We start from the raw sequence: 14,818 nt of genomic DNA, 5'->3' as shown, positions 1-14,818 counted from the left end.
CGGGCTCCGCTTCGAGATTACGGCACCCGGTCCGTTGGAAGCACATCCCACCGCGGAGGCCCCTCAAACGCGGGCGACCGGCCACAAAATCCGGCCGGTCGCCACAAACGGGCGTTTGTCCTCACTCTCACGGACGTGTCGCGCTAGGTGAGCCGCACCGGGTTCACCACGTCCGCGATGAGGACGAGAAGAGTGAAGCAGATGAAGATTCCCGCCACCACGTAGGCGACCGGCATCAGCTTCGCGACGTCGAACGGCCCCGGGTCGGGGCGGCGGAACACCTTGGCGAAGGCGCGCCGCACGGACTCCCACAGCGCCCCGGCGATGTGCCCGCCGTCCAGCGGCAGGAGGGGCAGCATGTTGAACAGGAACAACGAGAGGTTGAAGCCGGCGACCAGGAACAGCATTGTTGCGATCTGCTGCGACGGCGGGATGTCGAGGTTGAACACCTCACCGCCGACCCGCGCCGCCCCGACGACGCCCATCGGGGAGTCGGCCTTGCGCTCGCCGCCGTCGAAGGCGGCGTTCCACAGGTCGGGGATCTTGCCGGGGAGGGCGATCAGCGACTCGACGCCGGACTGCACCATGTCGCCCATACGGTCGACGGACTGGCCGAAGCTCTGCGGCACCACGCCCGTGGCGGGCGCGAAGCCGAGGAACCCGGCCGTCACGTACTGCCCCTTGATGGGCGCGCCCTTGCTGTCGTACTTCTGGACCTGGTTGGAGATCAGGTTCGCACTCAGGGTCTTGCGGACGCCGTCCCGCTCGACGGTGACGGTGGCCGGGCCGGTGGTCCTGCGGATCTCCTTCTGGAGGGTGGCCCAGTCGCCCGTACGGTGGCCGTTGAAGGCCACGATCTTGTCGCGCGGCTTGAGGCCGGCGGCCTTGGCCGGGGAGTCCGGGTTGCCCTTGCCGCACTTGTCGGTGGGGGCACTGGCGGCGACGACGCACTCCGAGACGGTCGAGACGGTCGTCGTCTGCGTGCTGATCCCGAAGGACATCATCACGCCGAGGAAGACCGCGACGGCCAGGATGAGGTTCATGAACGGGCCGGCGAACATCACGATGACGCGCTTCCACGGCTTGCGCGTGTAGAACAGCCGGCTCTCGTCGCCGGGCTGGAGCTCCTCGAAGGCGGCCGAACGGGCGTCCTCGATCATGCCGCGCCACGGCGAGGTGGAGCGGGCGGAGATCCGCCCGTCCGCGCCGGGCGGGAACATGCCGATCATGCGGATGTAGCCACCGAGCGGGACGGCCTTGATGCCGTACTCGGTCTCGCCCTTCTTCCGCGAGAAGATCGTCGGCCCGAAGCCGACCATGTACTGCGGCACGCGGATGCCGAAGAGCTTCGCGGTCGACAGGTGGCCGAGCTCGTGCCAGGCGATCGAGATGAGCAGGCCCACCACGAAGACGACTATCCCGAGGACCGTCATCAGTGTCGTCATGCGCGGGCCTCCGAGGTCGCCTTTGCGGTACGGGACGCCGGGGCCGTCCGCGCTGCCAGTTCGCGGGCCCGGGCGCGTGCCCAGGCCTCCGCTTCCAAGACGTCCGCGACGGTGAGACGGGTTCCCGTGGTGGGCGTGCCGTGTTCCGCCACCACCTCCGCGACCGTATCGACAATCCCGTTGAACGGCAGCCCGCCGGCGAGGAAGGCGTCAACGCACTCCTCGTTGGCGGCGTTGAACACGGCGGGCGCCGTGCCGCCCAGCCCGCCGACGTGCCGGGCGAGCCCGACGGACGGGAAGGCCTCGTCGTCGAGGGGGAAGAACTCCCAGGTGGAAGCCGTGGACCAGTCGAAGGCGGGGGCCGCGTCCGGAATCCGCTCCGGCCAGCCGAGGCCGATGGCGATGGGGCCGCGCATGTCGGGCGGTGTCGCCTGGGCCAGCGTGGAGCCGTCGACGAACTCCACCATCGAGTGGACGTAGGACTGCGGGTGGACGACGACCTCGATGCGTTCGAAGGGGATGTCGTACAGCAGGTGGGCCTCGATGACCTCGAGGCCCTTGTTGACGAGAGTGGCGGAGTTGATCGTGATCACCGGCCCCATGGACCAAGTGGGGTGGGCGAGCGCGTCCTGGGGGGTCACGGAGGCCAGCTCGGCCTTCGTACGGCCCCTGAAGGGCCCGCCTGAGGCCGTGACGACCAGCTTGCGGACCTCGGCGCGCGTGCCGCCCAGCAGCGCCTGGAAGAGCGCGGCGTGCTCGGAGTCCACCGGGATGATCTGTCCCGGCTTGGCGAGCGCCTTGACCAGGGGGCCGCCCACGATGAGCGACTCCTTGTTGGCCAGCGCGAGCGTACGGCCGGCCTCCAGGGCTGCCAGGGTCGGCGCCAGGCCGATCGAACCGGTGATGCCGTTCAGGACGGTGTGGCACTCGCTGCGCGCCAGCTCGGCGGCCGCCTCGGGGCCGGCGAGGATCTCGGGCTGCGGCTCCGCCCCGTACTGCGCGGCCAGCGCCTCACGCAGGGCAGGCACGGTGTCGGTACGGGCGACGGCGACGGTGCGCACCTTCAGCTGCCGCGCCTGCTCGGCGAGGAGCCCCACGCGGCCGCCGGCGGCCGACAGCCCGGTCACCCGGAAGCGGTCGGGGTTGCGGAGCACGAGGTCGATGGCCTGGGTACCGATCGAGCCGGTCGAACCGAGGATCACGATCTCGCGCTGTCCGCCCGCGGCGGTGGGGGCGGAGTAGCGCAGATGCGGGTCAGCGAGGGAGTCCGTCATGGGCTCCATTGTTGCCTCTTCCGCACGGAAGACGGACAGGGAGCCCCCGTCCGCCCTCCGTGGGTGACATCCCCATGAAGCGGGGGCGCGCCTGCATGGGGCGGCGCGGCACACGTATGAGGCGGTACGGCCGTCTGCATGGGGGGGCAAACCTCTGCCTGAGGCGGTACGCCCCCCTCGCTCCGTATGTGGGCAGTGCGGGCCCGCATGAGGCGGTACATCCCTCCGCATGAGGGCGGTGCGCGCCGGCATGAGGCGGCGGAGCAGCCCGCCTGAGGCACGCGAGGCGCCGCGTATGAGGCGGAGCGGCGCCCCATGGGGCGCGAAAACGCCCGCATGAGGCGGCCGGGGTCAGCGGATGGGGCGGTGGACGTTGTCCGTCTTGGCGGGGCCCGGGGTGGCGTCCGCGATCCACGGACCGTCGCCACTGGGGTCGAGGATGCCGGCCTCGAGCCACTCATACGCACCGGACATCACGCCGGAGACGACCTTGCGGTCGAGTTCGTCGGTGTTGGTCCACAGCCGCCCGAAGAGCTCCTCGGTGCGGATCCTGGCCTGCCGGCAGAAGGCGTCGGCGAGCTCGTACGCCTCCGCCCCGTGCTCGCCCTCGGCGCGCAACCGCTCCGCGCGGACGCATGCTGCACTCATCGCGAAGAGCTCAGCTCCGATGTCGACGATGCGGCCCAAGAAGCCCTGCTTGGTCTCCATACGGCCCTGCCAGCGCGACATGGCGTAGAAGGTGGAGCGCGCGAGTTTGCGCGAGGAGCGCTCCACGTAGCGCAGGTGGGTGGCGAGGTCGCGGTGGCCCGCAGGGTGGAACTCCGCGTACGTGCGCGGGAGCTGCCCGGGGCCGGTGACCAGCTTCGGCAGCCAGCGGGCGTAGAAGCCGCCTGCGCGGGCGCCTGCGCGGGCCTTGTCGCCCAGGGACTTCTCGGGGTCGATGAGGTCGCCCGCGACGGAGAGGTGGGCGTCCACGGCCTCACGGGCGATCAGCAGGTGCATGATCTCCGTGGAGCCCTCGAAGATGCGGTTGATGCGGGCGTCGCGCAGCATCTGCTCGGCGGGCACCGCGCGCTCGCCCCGTGCGGCGAGGGAGGCGGCGCTCTCGTAGCCGCGTCCGCCGCGGATCTGCACGAGCTCGTCGGTCATCAGCCAGGCCATCTCGCTGGAGTACAGCTTGGCGAGTGCGGCCTCGATACGGATGTCATTGCGGTCCTCGTCGGCCATCTGGCCCGACAGGTCGAGGACGGCCTCCAGGGCGAAGGTCGTCGCCGCGATGAAGGCGATCTTCGAGCCGACCGCCTCATGCCGGGCGATGGGCTTGCCCCACTGCTCGCGTGCGGTGGACCACTCGCGGGCGATCTTCAGCGCCCACTTGCCGCCGGCGACGCACATGGCGGGGATGGACAGCCGCCCGGTGTTGAGCGTCGTCAGGGCGATCTTGAGTCCGGAGCCCTCGGGGCCGATGCGGTTGGCGGCGGGGACGCGCACCTGGTGGAAGCGCGTGACGCCGTTCTCGAGGCCGCGCAGGCCCATGAAGGCGTTGCGGTTCTCGACGGTGACGCCCTCGGCCGTGGCCTCCACCACAAAGGCCGTGATGCCGCCCTTGTGGCCTTCGCTCCTGGGCACCCGCGCCATGACGACCAGCAGGTCGGCGACGACGCCGTTGGTCGTCCAGAGCTTGACCCCGTCGAGAACGTAGTCGTCGCCGTCGGGGACCGCGGAGGTGGCGAGGCGCGCGGGATCGGAGCCGACGTCGGGCTCGGTGAGCAGGAACGCCGAGATGTCGGTGCGGGCACAGCGTGGCAGGAAGGTCTCCTTCTGCTGCTGGGTGCCGAAGAGCTTGAGCGGCTGGGGGACGCCGATGGACTGGTGGGCGGAGAGCAGCGCGCCGACGGCGGGGCTGACGGAGCCGACGACGGCGAGGGCCTTGTTGTAGTAGACCGACGTGAGCCCCAGGCCCCCGTACTTGGTGTCGATCTTCATGCCGAGCGCGCCGAGCTCCTTGAGCCCGTTCACCGTCTCGTCCGGGATCCTCGCCTCCCGCTCGATGCGGGCGGGGTCGACGCGGGTCTCGCAGAAGTCGCGGAGCTTCGCGAGGAACTCCTCACCGCGCCGTACGTCCTCCAGGGCGGGCGTCGGGTGCGGATGGATCAGATCGAGGCGGAACCGGCCGAGGAAGAGTTCCTTGGCGAAACTGGGCTTCTTCCAGTCCTGCTCCCGGGCCGCTTCGGCGACCTGGCGTGCTTCGCGCTCGGAGACCTGTCGTACGGATGGTGCGGTCATGAGGCACCTCGCCGCTTCAGTCGGGGCCGTCCCGGTCGGCTACCGACCGGTACTACTGGACCGTATGTACCCGATCCTCCCAGCGTCTACCAGACCTCGCGCAACGATCCGGTCGGGGGCGGCCGGAGCATGGGACCGGTCGGCATGGGGCGGGGCATGAGGCGGAGCATGAGGCGGGGCTCCGCACGCAGGACCGCGGGAGCATGAGGCCGCATGGACAGCAGCGGAGGGGTGAGGCGGCGTAGGGGCGCGTGGGGCCCCGGGGCGGTCTGGTGGCCGGGGCCCGGGCGCGGGGCCCGGCGTCGCTCAGTGTCCCGTGCCGGGGACGACGAGGCCGTTCTCGTAGGCGACCACAACCGCCTGGGCGCGGCTGCACAGCCCGAGCTTGGCCATAGCGCGGTTGAGGTGGGTCTTGACGGTCGCCTCGCTGATCACGAGTTCGGCGGCGATCTCCGCGTTGGACAGGCCTCGTGCGGTGAGCCGCAGCACCTCGAGCTCGCGTCCGGTGAGCGCGTCGAGGGCGGTGCCGGGCGGGGCGGAGACACCCGCTTCCGGCCGCCGGGTGAAAGCCTCGACGAGGCGGCGGGTGACGCTGGGGGCGAAGAGCGTGTCGCCCCCAGCGACCGCCGTGACGGCGGCCAGGAGCCGCTGCGGGCCCGCGTCCTTGAGCAGGAAGCCGGCCGCGCCCGCACGCAATGCCGCGTACACGTACTCGTCGAGGTCGAAGGTGGTGAGCACCAGGACGCGGGGTGCGGGGGACGGCGCGTCGTGCAGGATCCGTTCCGTAGCGGTGATGCCGCTGAGGTCGGGCATCCGGATGTCCATGAGGATCACGTCGGGCCGGTGCTCGGCGGCGAGCGCCACGGCCTCCTCACCGCCGGACGCCTCGGCGACGACCTCCATGCCGGGCGCGGCGCGCAGCAGCGCGGCGACGCCTGCGCGGATGAGGATCTGGTCGTCCACGACGAGGACGCGTATGGCCTCCGTGCCACCCGCCTCATGCCCCGTCGTCCCGCCGGCCTTCCCCGTCATCCCCCGCCGTCCCTTTCCCGCGCACCGCCGGTTGCAGGGGAAGGGTGAGCCGGACTTCGAACCCGCCCTCGTCCCGCGGTCCTGCGGCCAGGGTCCCCCCGTAGATCCTGGCGCGCTCCCGCATACCGATCAACCCGTGTCCACCCGACGGTACGGGGATGGCCGGAACGCTTCCCCGCCCGTCGTCGGTGACCCGGACGGACAGCTGGTGCGGCAGGAATGCGACGTGGACCGTGGCCCGCGCGGGGCGGGCGTGTTTGATGACATTCGTCAGCGCCTCCTGGACGACGCGGTACGCGCACAGGTCCGGCCCCTGGGCGAGTGGGCGCCGCTCCCCCTCGATACACAGCTCCACTTCCACGCTTGCCGCCCGTACGCGCTCGACCATGTCCTCCAGCCGGTCCAGGCCGGGCGTCGGCTGGTAGGGGCCGTCCTCGCCGGTGCTCTCCCCGACTCCCTCCGGGCCGACGCGCAGCACGGACAGGAGCCGGCGGAGTTCCTCCAGTGCTTCGCCACTGGCGGCCGAGATGCTGCCGAGTGCGCCGTGGGCAGTGCCGGGATCGGCGGTGAAGACGTAGTGGGCGAGCCCTGCCTGGACGGAGATCACCGACATGTGGTGGGCGACCACGTCGTGCAGTTCGCGGGCGATGCGGACGCGTTCCTCGGCGACGGCCCGGCGGGCGTTCTCCTCGCGCTCGCGCCGCAGCTGGTCGGTCAGCTCGGACAGGGTGCGGTTGCGGGCGCCCAGCTTGCGGGCGTTGTCGCCGAACTTCCAGAGGATGAACGGCACGACGAGGGCCTGGGCGACGGCTGTCGTGGGGGCGTTGCTGCCTGCGAGCAGAGCCCCCGCGACCCACACGGCGGCGAAAACAGCTCCGCAGGCCGCGGCATGAGCCGTACGGCGCATGGAGGCGACCGTGTAGAGGGCCAGCATCAGGGCCCCGCTGTTGACGACCGGCCAGAACCCCGCGGCGATGTACCAGAGCCATAACGCTGCGGCACCGGCGAAGACCATCAGCGGGGCACTGCGGCGGGCGGCAAGGAGGAGGTTGATGAGGCAGATCAGCGTGTAGCCGAGGGCATCGGGCCGGTCCCAGTACCAGCCTTCCGGCGGGCGTTCGCGGGCGAGCAGCAGCGCCACGACGGTGAAGCCCGCCGCCAGCGGCACGTCCAGCGCCGCCCTCGGCCGGCCCTCAACGTGCCCTCGCAGCGCCCGAACGGTCCGCATCGCCGCAGCGTAGCCAGCGTGGGGGCGGCTCGGCATCGGTCAGGCGGAGGCTGTCCGGTCTACCGCGATGGTTGGAGACCGCCGGGCGTCTGCTGCGCGGGTTGAGGGCGGAATTCCACCCGTTACGGGACGACCGCCGCGCAGGCGCTCCGTACCGTCGGTGAGGCCGGCCCGGTAGCAGTCACGGGGGCGGGCCGGCGGGACGGGGGGAACCACGGGGGAACGCAGTGCGCTCCGTGCTCCAGAACGGGGCTGCGGGGCGCACTGTGCGTGGACGAGGCAGCAGGGCACCGGCATGAGGCGGAGGCACGGCGCTGGCGCCTCATGCCGCGGCGTGGGGCGGGCGGAGCCCGGCATGGGGCGGGGGGCCTCATGGGGCCGCCCGGCGCGTCATGCAGGGCGCATGAGGCCGCTCGCATGAGGCCGCGGCGACCGCCGCACGAGGCGGGAGCGCCGGCTGGCATGAGGCGGTCAGTCGCCGACGGTCAGCACGATCTTCCCGGAAGTGTGCCCCGTCTCCCCCAGCTCGTGCGCCTTGGCTGCCTCGGTGAGGGGCAGGACTGCGGCGATCTCCGTGCGGAGCCGCCCGGACTCGACGAGCTCGCTGATGCCCTGGAGGCCCGCGAGGTCCGGCTCGACCATCATGCGCACGGCGCGGATACCGCGTTCGCGGGCCTCGGCCAGGACCGGCTCCTCCAAGGGGAGGAGCGAAACGAGGGTGCCGCCGGGGCGCAGGGTGCGCAGGGAGCGGGCCGGGTAGTCACCGCTGATGGACTCCACGACGACGTCGAGGTTCTCCAGTTCCTCGGCGAAGTCCTGCTCGCGGTAGTCGATGAGTTCGTCGGCGCCGAGAGCGCGCAGGAAGTCGTGCTTGCCGGTGCTGGCCGTGCCGATGACGTACGCGCCCCGGGCCTTGGCGATCTGCACGGCCAGATGGCCGACGCCGCCCGCCGCCGCGTGGATGAGGACACGCCGGCCCTCCGCGACCCGGGCGGTGTCGACGAGGGCCTGCCATGCGGTGAGGGCCGCGAGAGGCAGGGCTGCGGCCTGTACGTGGTCGAGGCCCTGGGGCTTGGGAGCGAAGTGCCGGGCGGGTGCGGTGACGTACTCGGCGTAGGCGCCCGCGGGGCGCGGGAAGCGTGGCATCCCGTAGACCTCGTCACCCGGGGCGTAAAGCGTCACGCCGTCACCGACCGCCTCGACCACACCCGAGACGTCGAAGCCGAGGCCGAAGGGCGGGATGTCGCCCGTGTAGTAGCGGCCACGTGCCCGCGTCTTCCAGTCGACCGGGTTGACGCCTGCGGCCCGTACGCGCACCAGGATCTCGGTGGGGCCCGGCACGGGGCGGTCGGTCTCGACCAGCTGCAGCACCTCGGGGCCGCCGGCGGTCTCCTGGCGGATGGCGTGCATGCGGGCGGGGATGGCGGTCATGGTGGCGCTCCTTGGAGTCGTGCCGTTCGGTTCGTCGTCCCCAAGGCTCGCGGAGATCATGGACGGCAACGAGTGGCCTGACTGTCATGGTTCGCAAAGATCGGGCCAGGGGTGTGGGGCCGCGGGCCGGAACGCCGACGGCCGGAGCGCGCTCCATGCGCGCCCCGGCCGTCCGGTGAGGCTCTGCCGCCTGAGGCGGACTCCTGCTAGAGCGCCAGGCCCGTCAGGACGAGCACCCGCTCGTAGGTGTAGTCGTCCATCGCGTAGCGGACGCCCTCGCGCCCCACGCCGGACTGCTTGGCGCCTCCGTAGGGCATCTGGTCGGCGCGGTACGACGGAACGTCGCCGATGATGACGCCGCCGGTCTCCAGCGCGCGGTGCGCCCGGAACGCTGTCTGCAGGTCGTGCGTGAAGACGCCGGCCTGGAGGCCGTACGGAGAGTCGTTGACCGCGGCGAAGGCGGCCTCCTCGCCCTCGGCCTTGGTGATCGTCAGAACCGGGCCGAAGACCTCTTCGCAGGCGATGGTCACGTCCGCCGGCACGTCCGTGAGCACGGTCGGGGCGTAGGTGGCGCCGTCCCGCTTGCCGCCCGCGAGGAGAGTGGCGCCGTTTTCCACAGCCTCATTCACCCAGGACTCCACCCGCTTGGCCGCGTCCTCACTGACCAGCGGGCCGACGTCCGTGGCGGAGTCCGAGGGGTCACCCGTGACCTGGGCCTCGACGGCGGCGACGACCTTGGGCACGAGGCGCTCGTACAACGAGGCGTCCGCGATGACCCGCTGCACCGAGATGCAGGACTGGCCGCCCTGGTAGTTGGAGAACGTCGCGATGCGCTGCGCGGCCCAGTCGAGGTCCTCCTCGGAGGACCAGTCGGCTAGGACGACCGCCGCGCCGTTGCCGCCCAGCTCAAGGGTGACGTGCTTGCGCGGGGCCGAGTCGAGGATCGACCAGCCCACCGGGCCCGAGCCGGTGAAGGAGATGACCGGCAGCCGCTCGTCCTGGACGAGGGCGGGCATGCGGTCGTTCGGAACCGGCAGCACGCTCCAGGAGCCCGCCGGCAGGTCCGTCTCGGCCAGGATCTCGCCCAGCACGAGGGAGGAGATCGGGGTCGCCGGGGCGGGCTTGAGGATGATCGGCGCACCGACGGCGATGGCCGGGGCGACCTTGTGGGCGCTCAGGTTCAGCGGGAAGTTGAACGGCGCGATGCCCAGCACGGTGCCGCGCGGGAAGCGGCGCGTCAGCGCCAGACGGCCGGTGCCGCCCGCGTCGGTGTCCAGGCGCTGCGCGTCGCCCGCGTTGAAGCGGCGCGCCTCCTCGGCGGCCCAGCGGAAGACGGAGACGGCGCGGCCGACCTCGCCGCGGGCCCACTTGATGGGCTTGCCGTTCTCGGCGGAGATGAGCTGGGCGATCTCCTCGGTGCGCTCGGTGAGCCGCTTCGCGACGTGGTCGAGGGCGGCGGTCCGCACGTGGGCGGGCGTCGCCGCGAACTCCTCTCGTACAGCGTGCGCGGCGGCAACGGCCTCCTCGACCTGTGCCTCGGTGGGCACGCTCACGGTGCCGACGAGACGGCCGTCCCAGGAGTTCGTGACATCAAAGGTCTCCTCGCCGGTGGCCTCGCGGCCGGCCAGCCAGAACGCGTGGGGAGCAGTCACAATCCCGGCCCTTCCCAAGTGGTGTGGATATTGCTCCCCCACCGTAGGTGCGGGGTGGCCGGGCGCCGATTGTCCGTGGTGGAGCAGTACTGCGGGAAGGAGCACCGCAATGGCGGGGTGGCAGGGCGCGTCAGGACCTCCCCTGCTCCTGCCCCGGAGCCTCTCTTGCCGGGTCTACGGCTGCCTGCCGTCGTCTTCGGTCCGGGGGCATGGCTCGCACGGGGCCAGGGCATGGGGCGGTTGCGCTCGCCGCCTGAGGCCGTCGGCGCCGCCCCGTGGCCTGAGGCCCCGGCTACTCGGCTTGAGGCTGCCGCCGCGCCTGGCCTGGGGCCGTAGTCGCTCCTGGCCTGAGGCAGTCACTCCTGGCCCGAGGCCGTGGTCGCCTTCAAAGCCAGCCACAGCTCCATGCGGACGTCCGGGTCGTCGAGCGAGCGTCCGAGGATCTCCTCCACCCTGCGCATGCGGTAGCGGAGGGTGTGACGGTGCACGCCGAGGTCCGCCGCGGCCGCGTCCCACTGGCCGTGTCGGGAGAGCCAGGCCCGCAGGGAGGCTACGAGGTCACCGCGGCCTGTGGCGTCGTGCTCGTGCAGGGCCCGCAGCATGCCGTCTGCAAAGGCGCGTACGGCGTCGTCCGCGAGGAGCGGCAGGACGGAGCCGGCGGCTACTTCCTCGTGTTCGACGAGGACCCTGCCGCGGCGGCGCGCGACGGACAACGCCTGCTCCGCCTGGCGGAAAGCCGCCGCCGAGGCGATGGGTCCCGCAGGGGCGGACAGGCCGATGACGAGGTCGCAGGCGGGTGCCGCGGTGCTGCGGTCCCGCGGGCGGGTCTTCGTCCCGCGCCTGGTCTCTATGGCGCGGGCGTGCTCCCCGCATGCGGCCGCCACCGCTCCGCCGTCGGGCGCAAGGACGATGAGCCGTCCACCGTCCGGGACGACCAGCAGGGGCTCCGCCACCCGGCCCGCCGCGGTCTCCAGGGTGTCCGCGAGCACGGCGAGCGGGTCCACCGAGGCCTCGGCATCCTCCTCGGGCGCCGCAGCGTCGACGTCGGCGGGTGCCTCCGCCGCCTCGGCGACGATCACCCGGAACGGCGCGTCCAGCAGGCTGCCGTACAGGTCACCGGCCACGGCCCGCGCATGATCAGGTTCGCCGGCCAGCAGCATGCGCAGCAGCGCCGCGCCCAGCCGCTGTTCCGCCTCCCGCAGAGCCCTGGAGCGCTCGGTGGTGAGGGTGAGCAGGGCGATGGCGGAATGCACGGCATAGCGTTCGGCGGTGCCCAGGGGCGCGCCCGTCCCGACGGCCAGCACTCCGCGTGCGCGCCGCCCGGAGCCGAGTGACTGGAGTTCGACGCGGTCGGCTCCCTCCTCGGCAGGGTCCGTGCCCAGGACGGCGGTCGCCGGCGCGGGGCGCTCGCGCAGCCGCTCGACGTCCGCTCCGAGGCGCGCGGCACGGCGCGCGGCCCACTCGGGCGCCGCCGCGACGACGCCGCCTGAGGCGTCGTACAGCGCCGCCCAGCCGTCGAGGTGCGCCGCCAGCCTGGCGACGAGGGCGGCCGGGCCGTCCGGCGCGAGGGCGGCCCGGGTGAGTTCGCGTTGAGCCTCGAACCCGGCGGTCACCGCCCGGTACTGGTCGGCGGCGAGGGCTGCGGACACGGCCTTGGTGATGGCGATGAAGGGCGTACGACGGGGCACCTCCAGCAGGGGCAGGCCCTCAGCAGCAGCGGCGTCGACCAGGGCCTGGGGCACCGTCTCGTAGTTGACGCCGACCGCGAAGCCCAGGCCCACGACGCCGGCGCGCACGAGGCGGCGGACGTACTGCCGCATGGCCTCCGGATCCTCCGCATCGATCTTCAATGCGGTGATCAGGAGCAGTTCGCCGCCGTCCATCCATGGCACCGGATCGGCCAGCTCGCTGACGTGCGCCCAGCGGACCGGCCTGTCCAGCCGGCCCTCCCCCGCGAGCACGGTGAGTTTCAGCGCGGAGTGGTGGACGAGTGAAGCGAGCGTGGGGGGCATGGCACCTTCGGAGGGGTGTTGCGACAACAGTGCCGCCGCGTATGAACTACTGCCACCGATTCTGCCTCAGTGGAGCAATCGCGGGGAACACAAGTCGCTTCACCGCTGCAGATCGATCAGCACCGGAGGCGCGCTGCTGCCCCGTACGGAGGTCACGGACAGTACGGCGTGCCCCGCGGGTACCCCGTGCGCCAGTTCGGAGGCGGACCAGCGTTCCCGCTCCACCTTGCGCACCGTCACGGACTGGGCCGTTACGGCGCGCCCCGTGACCAGCCTGCGCACCACATGGGTGACCCGGGTCAGCGGCTCGTGGGCGATGACCTGGCGGTCGGTGACGTCACGGGTCTCCACCCACTCCTTGCCCCACACCTCCGCGAAGCGCGCCCCGTCCCACGTGGTGATCCCGGAGAAGGCCATGCGGCAGCCGACGGCGCCCAGCAGCGCACTGCGCAGGGACTCGGGTACGTCGTCGAGCGTACGGAGGGTGAGCAGCGCCCCGGCGTTGGCGGAACGGAGCCGCGCCAGGCCCCGCACCGCCTCGGCGGTGACGGCGTGGGTGGCGTCGTCGAGCACGAGGCAGGCGAAGAGGGAACGGTCGCCCCGGGCGACCGCGCACTCCGTGAACTGGGCGAGGACGAGCCGGGCCAGCATCCGCGACGCCTCGGCGTGCCCGCGCTCAGGCAGGTCGATCCGGACGCGCAGGGGGTGCTCCAGGGCGCGTAGGGAAAAGGTGCGGGAGGGGTCGGTGGTGTCGAAGAAGCGGGCGAAGGCGGGGCGGTCGAGGAGCGCGAGGCGGTCGGCGAGCATGGGGCCGGCGTCGCCGGGGCGGTGGGCCTGCCGTTCCCGCGCGTCGACCTCGCGGACGAGGGCCTCATGCCCCGCGTCCACAAGGGCCGCGCGCAGAGCGCTTACCGCGGAGGGCGAGCCGTCCAGGAGCTCCCGCAGTTCGGGGACGGACGGGAAACGGCCGTGGGCGGCGCGGTAGGGGCCGAGGATCTGGGCCAGGGCCGTTGCGGCCCGGCGCCCGCCCTCGCCCGGCAGCGTGGCGGTGAGGTCGCCCACGAGCCCTTCGGCGAGGACGGCGGCGGCCTCGTCGGAGTCGTCGGTGCCTCCGTACAGGTCCAGGTCGTATGCGGAGTCCTGCCGGCCGATCCGCACCACGACGTCGAACGCCTCATCTGGCGCCAGCCCCGCCCCTGCCGCGCCGACCGCGACGACGGCCGCCCGGCCGGCGAGGGCTTGCAGGCACTGCGACTCCAGCACGGGGCGGACCAGACGGTCGGTCTTGCCGCTGCCGGGGGGGCCGACGGCGAGCAGGGAAGTGCCCAGCAGGCCGGGATCGAGCGCGTAGCCGGCGCCGCGGTGCACGTAGGGATTGCGTTCGTCGTCCAGGGCAGCGCCGATGCGCACCTGCCGGGTGACGAGGTCGTGGCGGGCGGCGCGTACGGGCAGGTCGCGCGCACCGGACGGGTGCGCGCAGGCAGCCGCTCCGTGCCGCAGAACGGTTTCGGTGAAGGCGGCGAGCCGTCCGGGCTGCACACGTACGGACTGCCAGGCGCGCTCGATGCGGGAGTGGTCGACGTCGTTCATCAGCCCCGCGCGGGCCTCTGCGGCGAGCCGGTCGGCGGCCTCATGCGCGTCGGCGGCGCGGAGCTGCGGCCAGTCGGCGGGGTCCTGGCGGGGGCCGCCTACGGCGGCAGGGATGACGCCTCCGTCGTCCCACAGCCGCGCGAGCAGCGGGGCGGCGTACCGCCGCCAGACCTGGGGCCAGCGCCCCAGGCGGCCGAAGACGTAGATGAGCGCGCCGAGGCAGATGGCGTAGTAGATGTAGATGGTCCACACCGCCGCCATGCCCTGGTGCCAGGAGTCGGGGGTCAGGACGGTCAGGGGCCAGAGCCAGTACGTGCCTAGGTAGCCGTTCCAGAGCAGTGAACCGAGCAGCCAGCCGCACAGGAGGGCGATGACCGCCCCGCTGAGGAGCTGCCGCCCGGGGATGCGGTCCGGCTCTTCCGGCGGCTTGGGGCGGTAGCCGTACGCCCAGATGCCGGGACCGGCGGAGACGCGCGGCGCGCGGAGCCAGGTGAGGAACGCGGACCGGTCGTTCGAGGCCGCCTCAGGCGGCCTCCCGGGCTGCTGGGGCACGGCACGGGGCCGGGGCGGGGCCTCCACGGGCATGGGGGGAGGTGCCCTGTGCGGCATGGGCGGCGCGGCATGAGGCATGGGCGGCGCCGCCGGCACGCCCGTGTACTGCTGCGGGCGGGGCGGGGCTCCGGCCGCCCGGGCAGACGCCTCCGCCGCCCCAGGCGGGCCGCCTCGTGCACCCGGTGCGTCGTACGTGCCCTCGTGCTCCATCGCTGCCCCTCGCCCCCCGCCGGCCGGCTTCATGCTTGTCGTGTGAGTGCGCGCCGCAGCTCAATCTAGTGGCCTGGCGTGACGAGTTCAGCGCTCCGTGCCATGC

9 protein-coding genes are annotated in these 14,818 nt (G+C 72.6%); all 9 read right to left on the bottom strand.

The window, feature by feature from the left end:
* Positions 1–143: 143 nt before the first annotated feature.
* The gene (locus tag PS271_RS21840) at positions 144–1,445 is read right to left on the bottom strand and encodes a M50 family metallopeptidase (RefSeq protein WP_398383917.1); all 1,302 of its coding nucleotides are present in this window, start codon (positions 1,443–1,445) and stop codon (positions 144–146) included.
* Complete coding sequence (gene dxr / locus PS271_RS21835) at positions 1,442–2,719, bottom strand: 1-deoxy-D-xylulose-5-phosphate reductoisomerase (RefSeq protein ID WP_120754033.1); 1,278 nt, start codon at positions 2,717–2,719, stop codon at positions 1,442–1,444. The genes PS271_RS21840 and dxr overlap by 4 nt, the downstream gene beginning before the upstream one ends.
* 351 nt (positions 2,720–3,070) lie before the next feature.
* On the bottom strand, positions 3,071–5,005 hold the full coding sequence (locus PS271_RS21830) for an acyl-CoA dehydrogenase family protein (RefSeq protein ID WP_398383915.1): 1,935 nt from the start codon (positions 5,003–5,005) through the stop codon (positions 3,071–3,073).
* Positions 5,006–5,311: 306 nt separating this feature from the next.
* Positions 5,312–6,037 (bottom strand): response regulator, encoded by a 726-nt coding sequence (locus tag PS271_RS21825; protein ID WP_398383914.1) that lies wholly within the window; start codon positions 6,035–6,037, stop codon positions 5,312–5,314.
* Positions 6,003–7,265 carry a sensor histidine kinase gene (locus tag PS271_RS21820; protein WP_398383913.1) on the bottom strand — a complete coding sequence of 421 codons (1,263 nt, stop codon included), beginning with the start codon at positions 7,263–7,265 and terminating at the stop codon, positions 6,003–6,005. The genes PS271_RS21825 and PS271_RS21820 overlap by 35 nt, the downstream gene beginning before the upstream one ends.
* A 471-nt stretch (positions 7,266–7,736) precedes the next feature.
* Positions 7,737–8,696 (bottom strand): NADP-dependent oxidoreductase, encoded by a 960-nt coding sequence (locus tag PS271_RS21815; RefSeq protein ID WP_398383911.1) that lies wholly within the window; start codon positions 8,694–8,696, stop codon positions 7,737–7,739.
* 206 nt (positions 8,697–8,902) lie between these two features.
* Positions 8,903–10,348, bottom strand: a complete 1,446-nt coding sequence (locus PS271_RS21810; protein ID WP_398383909.1) for an aldehyde dehydrogenase family protein — start codon at positions 10,346–10,348, stop codon at positions 8,903–8,905.
* A gap of 356 nt (positions 10,349–10,704) precedes the next feature.
* On the bottom strand, positions 10,705–12,360 hold the full coding sequence (locus PS271_RS21805; RefSeq protein WP_398383908.1) for a PucR family transcriptional regulator: 1,656 nt from the start codon (positions 12,358–12,360) through the stop codon (positions 10,705–10,707).
* 99 nt (positions 12,361–12,459) lie between these two features.
* Positions 12,460–14,712, bottom strand: coding sequence for an ATP-binding protein (locus tag PS271_RS21800; protein ID WP_398383907.1), 2,253 nt, complete (start codon positions 14,710–14,712; stop codon positions 12,460–12,462).
* Positions 14,713–14,818 lie beyond the last annotated feature (106 nt).

The sequence above is a fragment of the Streptomyces sp. SCA2-17 genome (genome assembly GCF_044336695.1).
Note: the sequence above shows the minus strand (reverse complement) of the source record. Positions and strands in the feature narration are given on the sequence as shown.